General features: G+C 39.2%; 11 protein-coding genes. All 11 read left to right on the top strand.

What is annotated here, in order from left to right; all coding sequences use genetic code 11:
* The 11 genes from VK159_RS12715 to VK159_RS12665 are packed head-to-tail and all read left to right on the top strand — an operon-like array spanning position 1 to position 19,547.
* Positions 1–1,404 carry a sulfatase gene (locus VK159_RS12715; protein WP_324230521.1) on the top strand — a complete coding sequence of 468 codons (1,404 nt, stop codon included), beginning with the start codon at positions 1–3 and terminating at the stop codon, positions 1,402–1,404.
* A 19-nt stretch (positions 1,405–1,423) separates the two neighbouring features.
* A complete protein-coding gene (locus VK159_RS12710) occupies positions 1,424–3,034 on the top strand; it encodes an arylsulfatase (protein WP_324230520.1) in 1,611 nt (536 codons plus the stop codon).
* Positions 3,031–4,710, top strand: a complete 1,680-nt coding sequence (locus VK159_RS12705; protein ID WP_324230519.1) for an arylsulfatase — start codon at positions 3,031–3,033, stop codon at positions 4,708–4,710. Before VK159_RS12710 ends, VK159_RS12705 begins: the two co-directional genes overlap by 4 nt.
* A 5-nt stretch (positions 4,711–4,715) precedes the next feature.
* Positions 4,716–5,750, top strand: a complete 1,035-nt coding sequence (locus VK159_RS12700) for a family 43 glycosylhydrolase (RefSeq protein ID WP_324230518.1) — start codon at positions 4,716–4,718, stop codon at positions 5,748–5,750.
* Between the two features lie 4 nt (positions 5,751–5,754).
* Positions 5,755–7,779 (top strand): hypothetical protein, encoded by a 2,025-nt coding sequence (locus tag VK159_RS12695; protein ID WP_324230517.1) that lies wholly within the window; start codon positions 5,755–5,757, stop codon positions 7,777–7,779.
* A gap of 3 nt (positions 7,780–7,782) precedes the next feature.
* A complete protein-coding gene (locus tag VK159_RS12690; protein WP_324230516.1) occupies positions 7,783–9,837 on the top strand; it encodes a glycoside hydrolase family 127 protein in 2,055 nt (684 codons plus the stop codon).
* Positions 9,837–11,261, top strand: a complete 1,425-nt coding sequence (locus VK159_RS12685) for a sulfatase (RefSeq protein WP_324230515.1) — start codon at positions 9,837–9,839, stop codon at positions 11,259–11,261. The genes VK159_RS12690 and VK159_RS12685 overlap by 1 nt, the downstream gene beginning before the upstream one ends.
* An 11-nt stretch (positions 11,262–11,272) precedes the next feature.
* On the top strand, positions 11,273–12,478 hold the full coding sequence (locus VK159_RS12680; protein WP_324230514.1) for an enolase C-terminal domain-like protein: 1,206 nt from the start codon (positions 11,273–11,275) through the stop codon (positions 12,476–12,478).
* A gap of 16 nt (positions 12,479–12,494) precedes the next feature.
* A complete protein-coding gene (locus VK159_RS12675; RefSeq protein WP_324230513.1) occupies positions 12,495–15,086 on the top strand; it encodes a fibronectin type III domain-containing protein in 2,592 nt (863 codons plus the stop codon).
* Positions 15,087–17,075 carry a beta-L-arabinofuranosidase domain-containing protein gene (locus tag VK159_RS12670; RefSeq protein ID WP_324230512.1) on the top strand — a complete coding sequence of 663 codons (1,989 nt, stop codon included), beginning with the start codon at positions 15,087–15,089 and terminating at the stop codon, positions 17,073–17,075.
* Positions 17,076–17,090: 15 nt separating this feature from the next.
* Positions 17,091–19,547 carry a TonB-dependent receptor domain-containing protein gene (locus tag VK159_RS12665; protein WP_324230511.1) on the top strand — a complete coding sequence of 819 codons (2,457 nt, stop codon included), beginning with the start codon at positions 17,091–17,093 and terminating at the stop codon, positions 19,545–19,547.
* The last annotated feature ends 3 nt before the right edge of the window (positions 19,548–19,550 follow it).

Below are 19,550 nucleotides of genomic sequence, written 5' to 3'. Positions count from 1 at the left end.
ATGACAATAAATAATTCTTTTATAAAAACAATTGCTTTGATTTGTTTGCTGCAGCCATTGATATTGTATGCACAAAAGCAACCCAACATTATTGTGTTTATTGCTGATGATATGGGCTGGGAAGAATCAACGCCGTATGGAAATAACTATATCCGCACACCAAACATCAATCGTTTGGCGAAGGAAGGAATACGGTTTGATAATTTCTATCTCACAGCAAGTTCATGCAGTCCGTCAAGAGCAAGTATCATGACAGGCATGTATCCACACAACACCGGTGCTATGAATTTGCACACCAATATTTCTGAATCAACAGAAATTTTACCTGAGCTGCTGAATGATGCAGGCTACTATACCATGCTTGCAGGAAAAATTCATGGCATGAACACAAAAGGTTCGCAGGCAAAATTTCAATATTTGGATTTAGCCGATTGGAGCAAGCCCTGGACTATGGGTGAAAAATGGCTAACAGCATTGCAGCAACGCCCTAAAGACAAACCATTTTTTATGTGGGCTTCAAGCATTGATCCTCATCGTCCATTCCGCCAGGGAAAATATCCATTCACGCACAATCCTGATAGTGTGAATGTACCACCTTACTATCCTGATATTCCTGAAATACGCAAAGACCTGGCGAATTATTATGATGAAATTGGCCGCTTTGATGAACACATCGGCATGGTGCTGCAATATCTTGAGCAAAACAATGAACTCAATAACACATTAATCATTGTACTAAGTGATAATGGCAAAGCATTTCCCCAATGTAAAACCAGAACCAATGTGCAGGGGCTTCGCAGCCCGTTTATTATTCGTTATCCTGCATTGGTAAAAAAAGCTACAAGCTCAAAAAGTATGCTGAGTGCTGTTGATATTGCGCCAACACTATTACAACTTGCCAAAGCAAAGCCATTGCAAAAAGCACAGGGTGTGAGTTTTCTTCCTTTATTAAAAAATCCAACAGCTACGGTAAGGGAGTTTGCATTTGGTGAACACAACTGGCATAGTTATATGGCGTATGAACGTACAGTTATCTCCCAAGATTATTTATATACAAAAAACTGGTTGCCAGAATTGCCTGGTACTCCGGCTGGTGAAATTGTGCCCACGCCATTCTATCAAACGATACAACGGATGTATATGAATGATTCGCTTGATATAAAGTATGCTGATTGTTTTATAGCCCCACGGCCTGCTGAAGAATTATATTACGTAAAACAAGATGTGCATTGTATGAAAAATTTGTATGCTGATAAGGCAAAACAGGCCACATTAAAAAAAATGCAGTCGGCATTAAATGATTGGCTGAAAAAAACAAATGATGTTTTTCCTGGTAAAGAAAAATTAAAAAAAGATGTACCTGATAGAAAAACAGGTGATGCTAACAAAGAGAAAGAAGGGTAATAAAAAAATGAATGAATTTATGAAAAGAATAATTGTTTTTCTTTTAATAGCAGTGAGTGTAGTTAAATTAAACGCACAACAACGCCCCAACGTAATTGTTATACTTGCCGATGATATGGGTTTTAGCGATTTGGGTTGTTATGGCGGCGAAATACCAACTCCAAACTTAGATGCACTGGCTAAAAACGGTTTACGGCTTACGCAGTTTTATCAAGGCGCAAGATGTTGCCCCACAAGAGCAAGTTTACTTACAGGGTTGTATGCACATGAAGCAGGTATTGGTTTCATGACAGAAGCATTGCATAACAATCCCAGCTATCAGGGATTCATTAATCGTAACTCAGTTACTTTGGGAGAAACTATGCAGCAGGCAGGTTACTTCACCATTATGGCTGGTAAGTGGCATGTAGGGCATAAAGAAGATCAACGCCCGTCAGCAAGAGGATTTATGCGTTCGTTAAATGCAGCGGCAGGTGGTTTTTATTTTTCAGAAGATGAAAAATCAAAGCTGTTTCTCAATGGAAAACCTGTAACTGCACAGGATGGCTTACCGCAGCAATGGTATTCAACTGATTTATGGACGAACCATTCATTGAAATTTATTGATGAAGCCAAGCAACAAAACAAACCTTTCTTTTTATACTTAGCAGAGAATGCGCCACACTTTCCATTGCAGGCTCCCGAAAATGAAATTGCAAAATTCAAGGGAACATACATGAAAGGATGGGAGCAGCTGCGCAACGAACGTTATCAACGTCAACTGAAAATGGGATTGATTAATAAAAAGTATAAACTGCCACCAATCAATCCGCTGATTCCAAAATGGGATACACTCTCTCAAACAGAAAAAAACCGGTACGACCACATGATGGCTATTTATGCAGCCACTGTACATCATCTCGACAGCAGCATTGGTGTATTGATAAAAGGATTGAAAGAAAAAGGTTTGTATGAAAATACAATCATCATGTTTTTAAGTGACAATGGTGGTAATGCTGAACCGGGTATAGATGGAATTTACAGAGGCACAAATCCGGGTCTTGTAAATTCTGTTGTGCATATTGGGCAGGGCTGGGCTGAAGTAAACAACACCCCTTTCTGGTTATACAAACATCATACAAGTGAAGGTGGTATTGCCACACCATTTATTTTTTCATGGCCTGCAGGCATTCAGCAAAAACTAAAAGGAACATATAACGCAACTGTTGGGCATATTACTGATATAATGAACACTTGTTTGGATGCGGCTGATGCAAATTATCCAACTGTGTATAACGGCAATAATATTTTACCGACAAGCGGCAATAGTTTGTTGCCCTTGTTAAGTGGAAATGTGATCACAAGAACAAACCCCATTTTTTGGGAACATGAAGGCAATCGAGCCATGCGGATGGGTAACTACAAAATAACATCACAGGTAAATGAACCCTGGCGTTTGTATGACATGGAAAAAGACAGAACTGAGTTAAATGATTTAGCAGCAGTTAATCCTAAAATCTTACAGCAAATGATTGAGCAATACGAAACATGGTATAAAAGGGTAAATGCACAACCCTATTTTAAAGAGCCTAAACGCTGGCAATACAGTTTGCCCGATGCTGTTCAAAAAACAAAAACTAATCAGCAATGAGTAGAAAAATAATTCAAATAATAAGTGTTTTATTTCTGTTTGCTTATAAAACAGAAACAGTGGCTGCACAAACCAATCCATCACGGCCAAATATCATCATCATTATGGCCGATGATTTGGGCTATTCTGATTTAGGATGTTTTGGTGGTGAAATCAACACGCCTAATCTCGACCGTCTTGCAAACAATGGCTTGCGTATGACCAATTTTTATAACAATTCAAGATGCTGCCCCACAAGAGCCAGTTTATTAACCGGGCAGTATGCACACAAAGTTGGATTGGCGAATAACGGAAATGCACTTACGAGAAATGGCGCCACCATTGCAGAACTGTTAAAGCAAAATGGTTACCAAACAGGCATGGTGGGTAAATGGCACCTGAGTGATGATGTGCAGAAACCAACGAAAGAAGAACAATTGAAATGGTTAAATCACCAGGCATATCTCAATGATTCATTTGCATCAATTGAAAGTTATCCCATCAACCGTGGTTTTCAAAAACATTACGGGATAATCTGGGGTGTGGTGAATTATTTCGACCCGTTTTCATTGGTGAACGGTGTTGAACCTGTAAAAGAAGTGCCGAAAGATTATTACATCACCGATGCTATTAATCAACGTTCAGTTGAATACATCAAAGAGTTTACTCAAAAAAAACAACCTTACTTTTTATATGTTGCACATGCGGCACCGCATTGGCCTGTACATGCAAAACCGGAAGACATTGCAAAGTATAAAGGCAAATATGATATGGGCTGGGATGAATTACGGAAGCAACGTTATAACCGCATGGTAAAAATGGGATTGATTAACCCAACTACAACAAAATTGATTGATGTAATGGGTAAGAATGGCGCATGGGAAAAATTAAGTGCTGAAGAAAAAGAAAAACAATCACTAAAAATGGCGACCCATGCGGCAATGATTGAACGGTTAGATATTGGTGTGGGGCAAATCATTAAAACATTAGAACAAACCAACACACTCAATAACACTGTCATTATTTTTCTGGCCGATAATGGAGCTTCACCTGAAATTCCCAACGTTCCCGGCTACGATCGTCCTTCACAAACAAGAGATGGGAAAAATTTGCAGTACGATAAAGATGTCACTACAGCAACCATTGGTTCTGAAATTTCTTACACGGGCATTGGTAACAACTGGGCCAATGCTGCCAACACCCCTTATAAGTTCTGGAAAATTGAAAGTTATGAAGGCGGCATTCATACACCCATGATTGTGCATTGGCCTGCTGGATTAAAAGCAAAAAAAGGTAGTATTAGTTCTGCATTGGGCCATGTAACAGATGTGTTGCCAACATTACTTGACATAGCCAAACTCAACTATCCTTCAACATACAACGGCCATTCACTCACCTCGCTGGATGGAAAAAGTTTTTTACCTGTGCTGCAGAATAAAATAACCAAAGGCCGGGATAGTGTTTTCTTTCAACATGCAAAGGGCATGGCATTCATAAATAAGAATTGGAAAATTGTAAGTAAAACAGGCGATGTGGCTAATTGGGAATTGTATGATTTAAGTAAGGATAAGAACGAAACAACAAATCTTTCAGCAAAACAACCTGAATTATTCCGTTCTATGATTACATCATGGGAGCAATGGTATGAAACGATGAAGCCTTATATAAAACTGAGACCCGGTAGTGGGCCACAATAAAGTAGATGAAAAAAACATTTCTATATATTATTTTATTACTTAACGCAGTTACTGTATCAGCCCAGAACAGAGAAGCAGTTCCTGCCCCCCTTTTCAGTGACCCAAATTACTATGGCAGTTGTGACCCTGAAATTATTTACAACCCTGCAGACAAATATTACTACATCTATTACACTTCCCGTCGGGCAACCATTGAAAATTTATTTACAGCCACACCTGTCGGCGTTATCAAATCAAAAGATTTAATGAACTGGAAGTTTGTTGGTTATTGCAAGTTTGATGGAATTGGTGGAACAAAAGATATGCCTGCTACTTTTTGGGCACCCGCCATTATTGCTGATAAAAATGAACTGCACATGTTTGTTACATGGAAGCCTGATACTACAACAGCAAAAGGTCCCTGGGGTGGTCCTGCAAAAATTGTGCATTACAAAACGGCTTTAAACAATCCTGTAAACGGATGGATTAAAGTTGCTGACATGCACGACTCTACTTATAATTCGTTAGATGCTACAGTATATAAAAAGAACGACACTGTGCATGTATGGTTTAAGGGGAAAAAAGCAGGCGAAAAAAAGAATGAACTCTTTCATGTTGTTTCAACAGATATGAAAAACTGGAAAGCAAGCGGCTTTTCAAAAAGCGATGTGTTTAATGAAGCTGCAACAGGTCAGCCATTTGAAGAAGCACCGTACATCTTTCAATGGAAAAATAAATACTACATGCTCACTGACCCACACAAAGGGTTGATGGTTTACGAAAGCAGTGACAGTGAAAACTGGAAATACCAGGGCATCATTTTGAAAGACAGTGGCACAAGAAAATTGGATAACAGCCGTGCAAGGCATTGCAGTGTGATAGTAAAAGATAACCGTGCTTTTATTTTTTACCATGTTGAACCCTGGCGTGATTATGACAGTGGCATTGGTATTCCTAAACAACCTATCAGCAATAGGAGAGCAGTATTGCAAATGGCAGAACTGAAAATTAAAGCCGGGAAAATCAGTTGTAACCGTAATGAGGCGATTAAAATCAATTGATAAAATGATAAAACAAAAACCTGCATACAGCTTATTGGTGTTACTGCTGCTATCAGTTACAACAACTGCACAGCAACTGAATGTAAAATACAAACATGCTTCTGTGCAAACTAATGGCAATACCATTATTGCTTCCACCGGTAATGTGCAGAGAGTTTGGCGAAAAACAGAGCATGGTTTGCAAACCATTTCGTTGAAACTGAAGAACGGCAAAGAATGGGTGAATACAAAACTGCCAGTTTGCGATTGGGAATATGGCAACGGCATTATTGCATCCACGAAAGCAACATTAGTTTCGCTTACTGCTAAACAAAATAACGATAGTGGTTTTGCCAAAGAACATTTGGAAATGATTGCGGAGTATGTATATGAAAGCATCAACCTGCACATACAGTATCATGTGCGGCTTTATCCAAACAGCAACGGTATTTTTACACAGTTGTACATAAAAGGTGACAGCAGCAAACTGCAAAACACATCAGTAAATTATTCCAACGCATCGGGCAGGGTAGAGTTTATTCCTGTTAATGCAAAAAAACAGAAACGTTTTTATTTTGGATATTTTAATGATACGCAGCACCGCAATACCGATTCTACACCCTTGTTGAAAGAACAGGTGATTGAAACAGCTTTTACATCACCCGAAATAATTAACTGGGCAAATGGAATGTGTGTGCAGGGTGGAAAGAATGGTTTGTTAGTAATTAAAGAGTCGCACAAATGTGTAAACCAGTTTGGCCATGATACCGGAGAATTTATTTGTACAGAAGATGGTATTGCATCAACAGGAACATCTTTATTGAAGCATGAAATATTACCAACACAATATCGCAAAGCATGGGCCAGTTGGGTTGTTTTGTTTGAAGGTGGTAACGATGAACGGGAATTGGCTTTAAAGATTTTTGAACGGGAACGTTATCCTGTTAATCCAAAAACAGATGTGTATATTATAGCCAACACATGGGGCAGCGACAGGCAACGCAGTGCAGCCACTGAGCAAAACGTAAGAAAGGAAATGACGATTCAAAAAGAGTTGGGTATTGATGTGCAGCAGATTGATGATGGCTACCAGATGTATGCAGGCGAAAAAGGTTTTGACCCAACGCCCCGTGGATGGTATCCGGTAAGAGAAAAATTTCCCAATGGATTTTTACCCATTCGTAAAAAAGCAGACGAGTTAAATATGAAAACCGGGTTGTGGTTTGCTTCTATGAAAGTGAGTACAGAAGAAATGAAAAAGAATTATGACACCGCCGGTTTCAGTTTTTATAAATTAGATTTTGCTAACCTACGCAACCATGCATCCTTAGAAATGATGGAACAAAAAATCCGTGCATTTGAATTGCACAGCAAGCACCAGGCAAAAGTAAACTGGGATGTTACTGAGAACAATGCAAGGTTCGGCTATTTCTGGGCAAAAGAATATGGCGGTGTGTTTTTAGAAAACCGCAAACCAAAGTTCCCCACAAACGTAGTGTACATTCCTTATTTAGTATTGAGAGATTTATGGCATTTGGCTAAATATTGCAACCTCAACAAATTTCAGGGCAGTGTGCAGAATATTGATAAAGTTGACACCGCATCAAGCGATGCTTATTTATACAATCACCGCTACAGTGTGGCTGTACCGCTAATGAGTACACCTTTGTTTTTCCAGGAAACACAGTTTTACAGTAATGAAGCAAAGCAACAGGTGAAAACAGTACTTGATGCATACCGAAAAGTTCGGTATAGCATGTATGAAAGTATTGTTTATCCTGTTGGCAGCGAACCAAACAATAAAAGCTGGACTGGTTTCCAGGCACATCATCCGCAGCGTAAAGAAGGTTATATCACTTTGTTTCGGGAACGGTTGAATACGGAAACAAAAAAATCAATACGGTTAAAATTTCTGCCCAATAAAAAAATTACCGTTACTGATTTAATGACGAATCAAACCTTCACTAAATCAACTAATGTAAATGGCGAAGCGGAATTTGAAATAACAAACGCAGCCGATTTCAGATTTTATAAATACACCTGGCAATAGATTATGTACAAATATTTCATACAAATTATTCTTTCTTGCTGGTTGCTGCTTATGGTAAATGTTGTAACTGCGCAAACCAATCTTTATCCTTTCAGCAAATTGCAGGAAGTAGGTTTTGAAGAAGTTAAGTTGAAAGACAATTTCTGGTTGCCCAAAATAAGAATGATACAAACAAAAGGATTGCCGTTATTGTTCAACATTGCAGAGCAGCAGGGTAAGATTGATAATTTTCGCATTGTTGCCAAACAAAAAAAAGGAAAGATAAGATTGTACAATGCAGCCGACAGTGATGTATATAAACTTATTGAAGATGCAGCTTATTCCTTAGTGAGTTATTGGGATGAAGCTATCTATAAAAGAATTGATTCACTCATTGATATTATTGCAGCAGCACAAGCAGCAGATGGCTACATCAATACCCAATACATGCTTCCTTTTAGCGATGAAGCCAGTCCTTTACCTACTGATAATAAAGTAAAAACATTTGGTTACGGACCCGATGTAAAATGGCGTTCCTTATACAGCGAGTGGCCTTATGGTTACAGTCAGCTATACAGTGCAGGGCATTTAATGGAAGCTGCATTTGCGCATTATAAAGCAACAGGTAAAGATAAGTTGCTGAAAGTGGCAATGAAGCTGGCAGATAATATTGTTACCAATTTCGACGAAGAAAAAATAAGGAACTATGGTGAGCATCCACAGGTTGAAATTGGCTTAATGAAAATGTATGAACTCACTGGTAACAAAAACTACCTGCAGTACGCCAATTTGTTTTCCCGTTATGTAAAATTTACAAGACCGGTTGATATTGGTAACGGGCAAAATAAACAGCCATTGGCAGAACAAAGGGAAGCATTCGGTCATTGCGTTCGTACTGCTTATATCTACAGTGGCGCTACAGATGTGGCAAGGGCAACAGGTGCTAATGATTTACAAACCGCTTTGCAATCGTTATGGAAAAATATAACGGGTTCAAAAATGTACATTCATGGAGGTACGGGTAATGGTACCAACGCTGAACAACATGGTTTGAACAATGAGTTGCCTTTGCTGAACACATACAGCGAAAGCTGTGCAGGTATAGCACAGGGGCAATGGAACCACCGTTTAAATTTATTGTACAGGGATGCTTCTTACGCTGATATCGTTGAAATTGAAATGTATAATAATGCACTTGCTTCCATTGGTGCTGATGCGTGTACATTTTTCTACAGTAATAAATTGAACATCGATACTGTCGGCAGAAAAAATGAGCACAGTGGTGTGAGGCGTTCGTATTTATTTTGCTGCCCGAGTAAAGTGCCCGGCTTTGTTACCGGCATCAACCGCTGGATTTATGCAAAAGATGAAACTGGTATTTACATTAATCAATTAGTAGGTACAGAAGTAAACACAAAGTTGAATGGGCAAACTTTTGCATTTACAACAACAACACAATATCCATGGGAGGGAATTTACCAATTCCAGATAAATAAAAGCAATGCAAACGCATTCACTATTTATCTGCGATTGCCGGCATCAGTAACAGGTGCAACACACTTGCCCAACAGCCCTTACTATTTTCAGCAAATAAAAATGCCAGCAGTAACAATTACAGTAAATGGTGAAATTGTTAAACCTGTTATTGATAAAAGCGGTTACATCAGCATCAGGCGCAACTGGAAGAAGGATGATGTATTGCAGTTGAAGTTCAGTATGCCTGTCCGCCGTGTTTATACAAATGAAATAGTAAAGGCAAATACAGGCCGTGTGGCATTAATGCGTGGCCCATTACTCTATTCGCTGGAAGGGGCCGACAACAATTTTAATTTGCTGCAATTCATCTTGCCAAAGAAAAATACGATTGCAACAGTTGATTACAGTGTACTGGATGAAAAAATAACGGCATTGCGTGGAAAGGGCTTGTCAAATGGCAAGGAAGTACAGTTTACAGCTATTCCTTATTATCTGTGGCAAAACAGGGGCGTACATCAATTAAGCACGTTGGTGATTGAAGATGAAAGCAAAGTCAATAAGGAGAAAGAAAAAGAGATTAAAAAAGTAAATACGAATGGGTAATGAAAAAAATTCTGACAGCTTTTATTAGCATCATATTAAGTACAGTAACGACAGCTCAGCAAACGGAAAAACCAAACATCATTTTAATTTTTGCTGATGATTTGGGTTATAAGGATGCCGGATTTACAGGCAGTAAAATAGTTGAAACACCAAATCTGGATGCGTTGGCAAAACAAGGCATGGTATTTAACAACGCTTATGCTGGTGCCGGTAATTGTGCGCCATCAAGAGCTTGTCTATTAAGCGGCCGTTATACACCCCGCCATGGTGTGTACGCAGTGGGCAGTACCACACGTGGACCAAAAAAAGAAATGAAAGTAGTGCCGGTACCCAACACTAATTACCTGGCAAGTTCATTTGTAACAGTTGCGGAAGCTTTGCAGAAACAAGGTTATGCAACAGGTTTGTTTGGTAAATGGCATCTGTCCTCAAATAAAACAACAGGCACAGCACCAACAGATCAGGGCTTTGATGTATTCTTCGACAGCAGAAAGGATAACCCCAACAAAAAAAGAGATGAACCAAAGGATCCTAAAGGTATCTATTCATTAACTGATTCCGCTATTGCTTTTATGCAGCACAATCAGCATAAGCCGTTCTTTACGTTTTTATCGCATCATGCCATTCATTCTAATATTGAGGCAAAGCCTTCAACCATTGAACGGTTTAAACAAAAGGGACTTGACGGTAAAACCGCATTGTACGCTGCCTGCATTTATGATTTGGATGAAAGTATTGGTATACTCATGGCGTATTTGAAAAAATCCGGGCTTGATAAAAACACGCTGGTGATTTTTACAAGCGATAATGGTGCCACACAACAATCATCGCAGGAACCATTGCGTGGCAATAAGGGTGGTTATTATGAAGGCGGCATCCGTGAACCATTTATTGCTTACTGGAAGGACAACATTAAACCAAATACACAAAACAATACACCCATCATCAATATTGATTTGTATGCAACATTTCTTGCAGCGGCAGGCAATACTACTGTTAAAACGGATGGGGAAAACCTGCTGCCTTTGTTTAAAGGAAAAGCAAGCACTACAAAACGAACCAATCTTTACTGGCATTTCCCCGGTTATTTAAACGATCCTGTCATTCGTGGCAGAGACAGCATCTTCCGCACAAGGCCAGTAACTGTTTTACGAAAAGGCGATTGGAAAATTCATTTGTATTATGAAGAGTGGCTGCTCAATGGTGGCATGAAAAACATTGATAACAATAATGCTGTAGAGTTATACAATTTAAAAAATGATGAAGGCGAACGCACTAATCTGTCTTTAACCAATAGAACGAAACGCAATGAATTGTTAAGCGAGTTGTTAGCCTGGCTGAGGAAAGAAAAAGTACCGCAGCCGGTACCAATTGATAAGGACCATCCATTAAACGACAGCGATGGTGGAGCTGAAGATAACTAAACTGAAAAAATATGAAACGTAGAAGCTTTATAAAAAATGTAACCGTTATTGGAGGAGGCGTCATGTTGCTCGACCCATTTTCTTTACATGCAGAAAAAAATCTAAAGCATCCTTCTTATGCTGAGCTGGAACATCATGTTGTTGAAAAAGTTGAAACAGTGCAGTTCAGTTACCGCTGGCCAAGATTGGTTGGACGAAATTCAATGCGTGATGTACATGGGCAGCATCATAAAAATTTTGCTTTAAAAATTTATACTGATAAAGGTGCAATGGGCTGGGGACTTGCCGGGCCTGAACGATTGAAAGAAGATCCGGGCATCATCGGTAAAAAAGTTTCAGAACTTATTTCTCCTGCAACAGGTATTCATACAGGTGTCAGCCGCAAGTATGATATTGCCCTTTATGATTTATGCGGTGTGATCCTGCAGCAGCCGGTGTATAAATTACTGGGTGCAAAAGGAACGCTGCAAACACCGCTGTACAGTGGTATGATTTATCTGGATGAACTGCCTGCAGATAATCATGCGGGGGGAATGGATATGGTGTTTAAAAACTGTGAATGGGATTTTAATTATGGTTATCGTGCATTGAAAATAAAAATAGGCCGCAGTGGTAAGTGGTATGCGCATGATGAGGGTTTGCAGAAGGATATAGATGTGGTGAACAGCATCTGGTCGCAATACAAAAACAAGAATGTGCAACTGTTGGTTGATGCCAATGATGCATACAGTATGCAGGATGTGCAAACGTTTTTAAAAGGCATTGCAGATGTGCCGCTTTACTGGCTTGAAGAACCGTTTACTGAAAATATTGAGCAGGCAAGAGTATTAAAACAATGGATGAATAAAAACGGGTTTCAAAAAACATATTACGCCGATGGTGAAGCAAATCCATTACATGATGTATGTATGACACTCCTGAAAGAAAAAACATTGGATGTTATGCTTACCGATACGATGGGTTATGGATTCAGCAACTGGATTGGTTTGTTGAAAGAGTTAAAAGCAGGAGGGGCATTGGCAAGTCCACATGCCTGGGGCGATAAATTAAAAACCAATTACACGGCGCATCTTGCCGCAGGTATTGGTGGTGTTTGCACTGTGGAAGGTGTTACCTGCTTATCAGATGATATTGATTATGGTAATTACCAATTAATAAACGGAAATATAAAGGTGAGTGATGCTCCCGGTTTTGGAATGAAATTGTTGAAACATTAAATTGAACAAAGTGATTGTGAAGCGTTTTTTTCTTTTTTATATTCTTTTGATAACGTTTGCAGCAACAAAAGCACAGCAGGCAGTTACTGCGAGTATTAACATCGATACAAAACAAGGTCATGCTATGGTGCCAGGCAGCAGTGGCTTTAATGCGAGGATTGGAGATAAAGTGTGGAGTTATAAACACCCTGATTTTATTAAAGCTGTAAATGAATTACGTCCCGGATGGCTGCGTTACTGGAGTGGTACAGCAGGGGATGCATTCAGTGCAGCCACAGGCATGTATGATAAAGAGTATATCAATATGTTTGATAAAGGCGAAGCCTACGACAGGTTGTATCAATTTGTAGAAGTAAAAGGACCTCATCGCATCATTGACCTCTATCATTTGTTGGGAACGGTGAATGCAAAATTAGTAATAACAGTAAATGCCTTTACCGAAACACCGGAGATGACATTGGAATTGGCAAGGTTTTGTAAGAACAATAATATTAAAGTGGAAGTATGGCAGTTTTGCAACGAACCTTATTTCTATATACCCGGCCGCCAGCGTTACTGGTGGAACGATGGTTACGACTATGCACAAAAAATGAAACCACATGCGGATGCTATACAACAGATTTTTCCAGAAGCAAAATTAGCGCTGAATTTTACATGGGATGGCATCTGGGGGTTTATGAAAGAAATCAACAGCTATCAGAAAGAGAAAGGAGCTTTCTGGAATGTGTTCAGCAAGCATTCTTATGCACCACATACAGGTAAGGAGGAAAGTTTTGAAGAAGCTTACCGCCGCATGAATACCAAACTCATAGAAGCAACAGATAAAAAAACGATGAATGAAATTGAAGAATGGACAAAAAAGGATATTCCCATGCTGATAACCGAGTTTGGTGTCTGGAACCGTCCGCTCAATGGAATTATGAGTGCCGTTTATAATGCTGAATATACATTGAGGCAATTGTCTCATTCCAATACATGGTTGATTGGGTCGCATGAAATAAGCAATAAAATTAAGCCTGCAAAAAACCTGAATAAAGAAATTATGGATGCCTTTGAAAATAATGTGTCAATTAATACAACGAAACTGGAAACAGGTATTGAATGGGATGATGAAGGTAAAGCCTTGCGTATTGTACATGAAGCCACCAACAATGCAAATTATGTGTGGGCAACAACAGTTACAGGTGCAGCCAATGTACCCGGCTTAAATAATAAAGAATTTGTTGGCATGTATGCATTGGCTATGCAGGGCACAAACGGTTATGATTACCTTCTTGTTACCAATCGCAGCGGCGAGTGGCACGATGTGCAATTGAGAATAGATGGTATTTCAATAAATCAGGCGGTAGAGCGCATGTATATAGCAGAAACGAAAGCGGATGATAAAAACGTAACTGTCATAGCAGACAAAATACAGGTAAACGGAACCGCATTGATCATGCCCTATTCACTTGTATTACTGAAATGGAAAAACAACCGTAAACAATTGCCTGAAACTTCCCGAATTTACAAGGCAGAAGTAAAAAGTAATGGTATAGCGTTGCAATGGTGGAAACAACCGTCAGCAGTATCATATCTGCTTACAATAACTGATAAACAAACAGGGAAGAAAACAACTCAGTCGCTTACTGCTGCAAATTATATATGCAAAGGATTAATGAAGGGCCGCAGTTATGAATTTACAGTTCAGTCAAAAAATAAGAATGGAGTAAGTGAATTTTCAGATCCTGTTGCAATTAATTATAAAGTTCCTGCTGCACCAGAAATTTTTAAAACGGCTCCACGTGATAATCAAATAACCGTTTTCTGGAAATCTGTACCCAATGCAACAGGTTATAAAGTAATGGTATCACAACCTGGCGGTATAGGTACTATTGTGTATGATGCAGATAATGTATTTGGATTTAAACTAAAAGCACTTGTTTACAATAAACCCTGCATTATAACTGTAAAAGCGTATAATGGTTTAGGTGAAAGCACCCCATCTGAAAGTGTTACAGTAACCTGTAAACAAGATATACCGTTACCACCCACAAATATTTCAGCTATTGAAAACAGCAATGGCTCTGTTGCATTAAAGTGGAATGAGCCCAAACAAAAAATTGCAGATCTGCAATATCGGTTATACAGGGGAGAGCAACCGCATAAGTTTAGTGTATTAAAAGAAGGATTAACAGAAACATCTTTCACTGATGCAACAATTGAAAAAGGCAAAGAATATTTTTATACCGTAAAATCATACACTACTGATGGCGAATGCAGTTTTTATCCCAACATTGCCACCATTATTCGCAGTAATAAAAAAATAGCTGTGGAAGTAGAAAGTATTACCAAACTTTCAGATGCAATTGAAGTAAAAGTAAAGTTTAGCAATATCCCAACCGATGGTGAATCGGAGTTTGCGGTATTGCTGAGTGATGTAAGTTATTTGAACGTGGAAGAAACTAAGTTCAAATCCGCTAATGTTGCAAATGGAACTTATACTGTGAAAATTCCACTGGATGCTGTAAAAGCAAAAGCCACTTATTCCGTCAAAGCTTCCGTACAAACCAATGGCGGCACACCGGTAATTAGTTTGCCGCCACATAAAGAATTTAAAGCCGAATAAATGAAGATACTCTTATCCATTATTACGGTTGTTTGTTGCATCAACAACAATCATGCTCAGGTAAACAGTTATTACATAACTAATAAAGCGCCTTTGCAACAACAGCCTTACGTACAGTTGCCATTGGGAGCCATTAAACCCAAAGGATGGTTGCTTAATATGCTCCATTTGCAGAGGGATGGATTAACGGGCAATCTTGATAGTGTTTATTCGTTGGTATGTGGTGCTAACAACGCATGGCTGGGTGGCAATGGCGATGCATGGGAACGTGGCCCTTACTGGTTGGATGGCCTGGTGCCGCTTGCTTATATTTTAGATGATAAAAAATTAAAAGCAAAAGCACAGCAATGGATAGAGTGGAGTATAAAAACTCAACGTGCCGATGGTTATTTTGGCCCGCAGCCACCTGCAACTCCTTTACCAAAAGTAAAAGGTGTGCAGAATATTGACCATGAAGATTGGTGGCCAAAAATGGTAATGCTGAAAGTGCTGCAGCAATATTATACAGCTACAGAAGATAAACGTGTGCTGCAGTTAATGAGCAATTATTTCAAGTATATGCTGACGCAATTGCCAAAACATCCCCTTGGCCACTGGAGTTTTTGGGGTGCACAACGTGGCGGTGATAACCTGGCTGTTGTTTATTGGTTATATAATATAACCGGCGATAAATTTCTATTAGAACTCGGCGATTTAATTTATAAACAAACCACTCCCTGGAAAAATTATTTTACTGATGGCACACTGGCAACGGTAAATCCTTATCCCCAACTGCATTGTGTAAATGTGGCACAGGGCATTAAAACTCCTGCTATACAATTTCAACGTACCGGTGACAGCAGTTATTTGCAAAGCATCATGCAGGGATTAACTGCACTCAGAAACGTACATGGCTTTGCCACCGGTATGTTTGGTGGTGATGAACGTTTGCATGGCAACAGCGCCACACAAGGCTCAGAATTATGTACAGCAGTTGAAATGATGTTCTCGTTTGAAAGTATTTTGCCATTAACTGGTGATACTTATTATGCTGATTACTTAGAGAAAATTGCATTCAATGTATTGCCTACGCAACATGACGATGCTTACAAAGTCAAACAATATTTTCAGCAAGTAAACCAAATTAAGATTACGTATGATGAACGTAATTTTTTTAATAATAATGATGGAAGATTAGTGTATGGTTTGCTTACCGGCTATCCGTGCTGTACCAGCAATATGCACCAGGGTTATCCGAAATATGTGCAAAATCTTTGGTATGCCACAGCAGATAATGGCATTGCTGCACTATTGTTTAGCGAAAGCGAAGTAAATGCAACAGTAGCAGGAAATAAGAAAATAAACTTTAAGGAAGAAACTAATTATCCCTTTGACAGTACAATAAAATTTACTTACACAACAAAATCGCCAGTTGCATTTCCTTTCCATATTCGAATTCCTGGCTGGTGTAAAAATGCAACTGTAAAAATTAACGGAGAAACTTATGCGCAGCAAAAAGGCGGCAGTATTGTAATCATCAGCAGAACATGGAAAAAAAATGACGTGGTAACCCTTGAGCTGCCGATGCACATCATGCTCAGCCGTTGGGATGAAAATGCAGTAGCTGTTGAACGGGGCCCGTTATTGTATGCGTTGAAAGTTGAAGAAGACTGGCAACAAAAAAAGAATGCCGATTTTAACGAGCCGTTTTATGAAGTGTTTGCCAAAACTCCCTGGAACTATGGCATTACAATTGATGCTGTGAACAAATTACAGTTTAATATAAAAGAAAATGCGGCACCAGCACTCATGCCTTGGAATTTACAAAACGCACCGGTAACCATTACCACCACAGGAAAGCTAATTGAAAACTGGAAGGAGTACAATCATTCAGCAGGGCCACAGCCACGTAGCAGAGTAGAAACAGGCAATAGGCAAACACAAACAATAACACTGGTGCCTTATGGATGTACTACATTGCGTATTGCACAGTTTCCTGTAACGGATTAAATAGTAAATATGATAATGAAGAGTCTCTTAATTTTTGTCAATTGTTTGTTAATTGCCGGGACAGCACCTGCTCAGCAAATAGATTTGAGCGGAAAAGTGGTTGACAGTCTTGAACAACGACCGTTAAAAGGTGCGTCAATAACTTTATATGATGCAAATGGGCAAAAGATCCAACGCCTGTTAACAGACAGTACAGGAAATTTTAAAACAAAAACCGACAGCCTTCTTGCTAAATCAGCTTCCATTAGTTTTAGTGGCTATAAAGAGAAGAAGATTTTATTTTCCTATGACGGTTTATTGAAGCAGTATAAACTCGGCACCTTGTATTTATATCCTGAAGCATCTTCATTAACTGAGGTTGTTGTAAAAGGTGCAAGGCCGCCTGTTTCATTTAAAATTGACAGGCAGGTGTACAAGCCGTCGCAATTTGCAAATGCCGCCAATGGAAACGGTGTGGATGTTATTAGGAATCTACCCTCGATGTCTGTAAACGGCCAGGGTGAAATTTCGTTTCGAGGGTCCGCCAGTTTTCTGGTGCTCATTAATGGTAAACCAACACAGGGCGATCCTGCATTTGTATTAAGTCAGTTGGCTGCAGGTTCAATTGAAAACATTGAAATCATTACCAGCCCGTCTGCTGTGTATGATGCAGATGGTAAAAGCGGCATCATTAATATTATTACAAAAACCGGGGCAGAAGATGGATGGATGCTGCAGACAAATGTAATGGGAGGCGTACCAGCTTTGAATGATTTTAATAACCGGCGTTATACAAATCCACAACGTTTCAGCGTTGATGTATCCGCATCGTATCGTAAAAATAAATGGGATGCCAGTGGAGGGTTTAATTATCTGCGGAATGATATGGCAGGTTTTCGGGAAGGAGATGTATATACTATCATCAACAATATCAAAACAAGTTTCCCATCAACCGGCGAACGTAGTTTTAGCCGTTACAATTATGGCGCAAGGCTTGCATTGAGTTACCAACCCAATCAATCCAATACAATAAGCACCGGTTTTTATATTGGCAAACGCTTTCAAAGCCGTGTGGCTGATTTGTTATACAATAATTCCAAAACAGATTTGTCAAACAACAGTTCCACAGCCTTCACCTACTTCAATCAAAATACGCAGGAAAAAGAAGGCGTGTTTACATTAGCTAATCTGGATTATACACATATGTTTGCCGATAAATCGAAGCTTAGTTTTTCCGGGTTGTTTGAAAGGGCTGATCTCACCGGTAATACATATAATAATAACCTCCGTTATCCCTTCATTGCTGATACAATTCAATACACATGGAATCCCACTACCAATCCGCTTAATGCATATCGTATAAAAGCTGATTACAGTAAATCAATTGGCAGGGCAACTTTCCAGGCGGGCTACCAGTTCAGGTATGATGAACAGAATGGAAATTTTGTTTATCTCACAAAAGTATTGGGAACCGCAAATTTTGTAACCGATCCTGCTTTTACAAGCAGAGTAGATGTAACCAACCATATTCACGCAGCTTATCTTCAATACGGTTCATCGTATAAAAAATTAGATTATTCAGCAGGTCTTCGCTTGGAAGAATCGGTACGAAACCTCAGTTTCTCTCAGGCCAATGCAAAAAGCCGTTTATCACTTACAAATTTATTCCCGTCGGTGCAGTTTCGTTATAAGTCTTGGAACAGAGGGGTGCTGAAAGCCGGTTACAGCCGCCGTATCAAGCGCACTAATAACTATGAATTAAATCCGTTTCCAGAACGTGAGCACTCAGAAACATTGGAACAAGGCGATCCTGATCTGCTGCCTGAGTTTATTGGTAATTATGAAGTGGGTGCAGAACAAACATTCAGTAAAGGAAATTTCTTTGTTACATTGTATCATCAACGAATAGCCAATCCCATACAACGGGTAAATAAAATATTTAACGATACCATTTTAAACCGTGTCTTTACCAATGCAGGCCGTGCAACACAAACGGGGTTCGAAACTAATATTACATTGCAGGTTACCAAATGGTGGCAGTTTATTGCAGGTGGAAATATTTATAAATATCAAATTAAGGGAAACATCTTTAATGGCACGATTGCAATAAGTAATAACAGTTGGGTGTACAGTATCAACAGCACTCAATCGTTTACATTACCGGATAACTGGATTATGCAGTTAAGCATTAATTATCTTTCGTTGCGTGCCACTGCACAAGGTGAAGACAGCCGTTTTGTAACACCACATTTTACCGTAAAGAAAACAACAAAAGATCAACGCTGGTATGCACAGTTTCAATGGCTGTATATGGATGGAGGATTAAAATTCAGTAACCGCCAACGCATTACCACTTCGGGAACAAATTTTTTCACTACAACCAATTATATTTACGAACCCGATCAGTTACAATTCTCAATTGGTTTTAACCTGGCTCGTAAAAACCGGAAAATCAATTTGCCTGTGAGTGAAATGGGTGAAAAAGAATTTTAATAA

The organism is Lacibacter sp. (assembly GCF_035299325.1).
Taxonomy (GTDB): Bacteria; Bacteroidota; Bacteroidia; order Chitinophagales; family Chitinophagaceae; genus Lacibacter.
This window is presented reverse-complemented; position numbering and strand designations above follow the sequence as displayed.

Excerpts from the sequence above, each read along its gene's own strand:
- VK159_RS12715 (WP_324230521.1), top strand. The coding sequence starts at position 1 with ATGACAATAAATAATTCTTTTATAAAAACAATTGCTTTGATTTGTTTG.
- VK159_RS12710 (WP_324230520.1), top strand. The coding sequence starts at position 1,424 with ATGAAAAGAATAATTGTTTTTCTTTTAATAGCAGTGAGTGTAGTTAAA.
- VK159_RS12705 (WP_324230519.1), top strand. The coding sequence starts at position 3,031 with ATGAGTAGAAAAATAATTCAAATAATAAGTGTTTTATTTCTGTTTGCT.
- VK159_RS12700 (WP_324230518.1), top strand. The coding sequence starts at position 4,716 with ATGAAAAAAACATTTCTATATATTATTTTATTACTTAACGCAGTTACT.
- VK159_RS12695 (WP_324230517.1), top strand. The coding sequence starts at position 5,755 with ATGATAAAACAAAAACCTGCATACAGCTTATTGGTGTTACTGCTGCTA.
- VK159_RS12690 (WP_324230516.1), top strand. The coding sequence starts at position 7,783 with ATGTACAAATATTTCATACAAATTATTCTTTCTTGCTGGTTGCTGCTT.
- VK159_RS12685 (WP_324230515.1), top strand. The coding sequence starts at position 9,837 with ATGAAAAAAATTCTGACAGCTTTTATTAGCATCATATTAAGTACAGTA.
- VK159_RS12680 (WP_324230514.1), top strand. The coding sequence starts at position 11,273 with ATGAAACGTAGAAGCTTTATAAAAAATGTAACCGTTATTGGAGGAGGC.
- VK159_RS12670 (WP_324230512.1), top strand. The coding sequence starts at position 15,087 with ATGAAGATACTCTTATCCATTATTACGGTTGTTTGTTGCATCAACAAC.
- VK159_RS12665 (WP_324230511.1), top strand. The coding sequence starts at position 17,091 with ATGAAGAGTCTCTTAATTTTTGTCAATTGTTTGTTAATTGCCGGGACA.